Origin of the sequence: Bacteriovorax sp. DB6_IX (genome assembly GCF_000447775.1) — a bacterium.
Classification (GTDB): Bacteria; Bdellovibrionota; Bacteriovoracia; order Bacteriovoracales; family Bacteriovoracaceae; genus Halobacteriovorax_A.
The window spans coordinates 1-3342 of record NZ_AUNJ01000197.1; the positions used below are offsets into that span (position 1 = coordinate 1).

Here is a 3342-nt window from a genome sequence, read left to right on the forward strand (position 1 = left end):
TGAAAAATCACGAGGTTTAGTAGAGAACCTACAAGTGAATAACCTAGATAAGGAGAGTGAAATTTATGAGCACTTCAAAAAGCAACTTGTCTAGATTTATTCTTTATAAAGGCAGCTTTAAATATGTCGGTTTGATGCTAATCTGCCTTGTTATTTCTTCTTTACTTGGGGCGGCCCTTCCTCAATTAATGGCGAAGCTAACTTCTGCCTATGATAATAAAGTAGAATTCTTAAAGACTCTTGAATATCTCGCTGTCGTCTTCGTCTTCACTTTTGTGAACCGTTCTTCTTATAATATTATTATCAATAAATATGTTGTCGGGCTTGTTCAGTTTGTTCGTTCTGACTGTTATGAGAAATGGCTACTTTCTTATGAGTTACAAACTTCAAAAGAAAATAGAACCGAGAGATACCCTCAAGGAGAGGTTCTCGCTCGAATTATGACTGACACGGAATCTTTACGAGAGCTTGTGACTTCAGGGACATTTGGAATTATCATTGATATTTTCTTCGTCTTCTCTTCACTCGTTAGCTTTATCACGTTGAATAAATTTGCAGGTGTTTCACTTGGTATCGTACAAATCGGTGCGTGTCTCCTTCTCATTTGGGGTTCAAAGTATATGCGAGAGGTTTTCCTCAGCGTAAGAAAGGCAAGAGGTGACCTTTATCGTACGATTGCAGATGTTATTGGTGGTGTTAGAGAGACTTACTATATTGAAAATGGGAAATATGCTTCAACTCGATCTGAATCTGTTTTTGAGAAGTTTTTAGAAAGAATTCTTCTCTCAAATATTTGGGATGCCGGGTATTATTCGATGGCCGAGTCCTTATATCCGATCTTCTTGGCTTTCGCTGTTTTCATTATCCCTAAAGCGGAAATGGTCCAGGTCGGTTTAATCTTTGCTTTCGTCGATCTTATCCAACGCTCGATTGGACCAATTAAGGATGTTTCTTCTAAGGTTGCAAATATCCAAAGAGCTGCTTCAGGGGTTCAAAGAATCAATGAATTCTTAGGTGATCTGGATAAAGAAAGAAGTACTGATTTGAGTCGTGGGCGTATGAGCTACGATGTCGAAAAAATTGATGTTAAAATTGATCGCTTCTGTTATCCACGTAAAAGTGAAGATGATGCTCCATTTGAATTAAGAGATGTTAAATTCTCTGGTGCTAAAGGTGATCTTATTGGTATTGTCGGGTTGTCGGGAAGTGGGAAGTCGACTCTTTTAAATATACTCTGTGCCAATATTCTTCCAGATCAGGGAGAGATTGATATTGAATCAACAACTGGTGAGAAGTTTGTTTTCGACTTTCATAATGCTGAAAAGTTCAACGACTATCGCGAGTTAATTGGAATTGTCTCCCAAGAGTCTCATATTTTTTCAGAGTCAATTTTCTTCAATATCACTCTTGGAAAAACAGAAACATCTGATTTTGATGAGTTTTGGAAATGGGTTAGATCTAAGATTGATTATATCGATGCTTGGGGAATCACTCCTGAGACCGTTATTAAGCAAAATGAACTCTCTCTTGGACAGAAGCAGCTGATTGCAGCGATTAGAGCGTGCTATCTGAAAAAGCCGATTGTCCTCTTTGATGAAATTTCTTCATCGCTGGATTCAAATCTTGAGTATGCACTAAGACAAATGGTGATGATAGTTCAAGAGAATGCTCTCACATTCATAGTGGCTCACAGAATTGAAACCATTATAGATGCGAACCTAATTCTAGTTATGGAAAATGGCGCGCTTGTTGGAAGCGGAAAGCATAAAGACCTACAGGAAAGCTCGGATACTTATGTCAAGTTTTTGCAAGAACTATCGCATAATTGACGAAAATACATTATCCTATTGAAGGTTAAAAACTCAAGGAGTGAGATAATATGAAAATCAGTAAAAGAGCATTTGCTCTGACGTCAATTACTATGGGAGCACTTGTTCTCATCGCTTGTACGAATAAGGTAAATTCAAAGCCAAACTTTATCTTTAAAAAGGCCCCTTCTAAGAATGCTATCGCTAAAGTTAGTGGAACAGTTCTTACAGAAGGTGAAGTTTTTAAGGGAATTGAAAGTGAGATCTATGAAGCTGAAAAGAAAGTCTTCGATCTTAAAATGGCAAAAATTAAATCAACTCTACTTCAAAAGTATATTGATACGCATCCTTCTAAGAAGGGACTTTCTAACGATGAGTTCCTGTCAAAATTCATTGCTAAGGATGTAAAAATCACTGACAAGGAAATTAACGAGTTTGCTAAGGAAAGAAAAATTCCTCAGATGAATGATGAGTTAAAGAAGAGAATTAGAGCTTTTCTTGGTGAGACAAAGAAGAGAGAGGCCATTGAAAATTGGCTAAATCAGCAAATGGCAAAGTCGCCTGTTGAAATTTATCTTCCAAGGCCAGCAAGACCAGTATTCAACGTAAAGGTTGGGGATGCTCCATTTGTTGGTGGTGCTGATGCAAAAGTGACAATTGTAGAGTTCTCTGACTTTCAGTGTCCATACTGTTCAAAGGCCGCTGAGATTGTAGGACAGATCAAAAAGAAATATGGAAATAAAGTAAAGATTGCTTTTAAAAACTTTCCTCTGCCATTTCACACAGATGCTTTCAAGGCCGCAGAGGCCGGTCTTTGTGCTAATGAGCAAGGTCAGAAATACTTCTGGAAACTTCATGATATGATGTTTGCTCAACAGAATAATCTTAAGATTGATGGTCTTAAGGAAATGGCCAAAAAAGTTGGTGTTGATATGAAGAAATTTGATTCATGTCTTTCTTCTTCTAAATATGCTGCAAATGTAAGAGCAACAATGGAAGAGGGGAAGAATACTGGAGTAAAATCAACTCCTACTTTCTTCGTAAATGGGCAGCTTATTAATGGTGCTCAACCACTTGAAGTTTTCTCAGAAATCATTGATGAGGAACTTGCTAAGTAATAAAGTCAACTACTTAGATTGATCTATATCACAGGCCGGGAATATCTTCCCGGCCTTTTTAATTTTCACGAAATTGATAGAATATAAGCTGGGAAAAGAGTCTGCCCAGGAAAAGGTATTATGGAAATTAACGATTATAGTACAAGATTGGCACAAGCAAGAAGCAATTATAACGAATCAACGAATGAGCTACGTGATGCTTATAATAAAGACGTTAATAAGCTAGAAGAGCTTCATGAGATGAAACAAAAGAAGCAAGCTGAGAATTATTCTAATTCAAAGAATAAATTAGAAAATCAGCAAGCTGACTATATCAATGAGTATAATGCTAAAACTTCAGAGGCCATAGAAGATAGAACAAGAGGCTTTAGAAAAGACTTAGAAAGACAGAAAGAGTCTTTTAACGAAGATAGAAG

Annotated in this window: 3 protein-coding genes and 1 pseudogene; all 4 read left to right on the top strand. The window is 37.0% G+C overall.

Going from position 1 to position 3342, the window contains the following annotated elements:
• Positions 1-134: 134 nt before the first annotated feature.
• Positions 135-851: pseudogene (locus M901_RS18355) on the top strand (ABC transporter transmembrane domain-containing protein); the annotation flags it as partial.
• Positions 852-1058: 207 nt separating this feature from the next.
• Positions 1059-1829, top strand: coding sequence for an ATP-binding cassette domain-containing protein (locus tag M901_RS18360; RefSeq protein ID WP_369793748.1), 771 nt, complete (start codon positions 1059-1061; stop codon positions 1827-1829).
• A gap of 50 nt (positions 1830-1879) precedes the next feature.
• A complete protein-coding gene (locus M901_RS05885) occupies positions 1880-2926 on the top strand; it encodes a DsbA family protein (RefSeq protein ID WP_021277266.1) in 1047 nt (348 codons plus the stop codon).
• A 120-nt stretch (positions 2927-3046) separates the two neighbouring features.
• The coding region (locus M901_RS05890) for a hypothetical protein (protein WP_021277264.1) at positions 3047-3342 on the top strand (296 nt) is incomplete at its 3' end.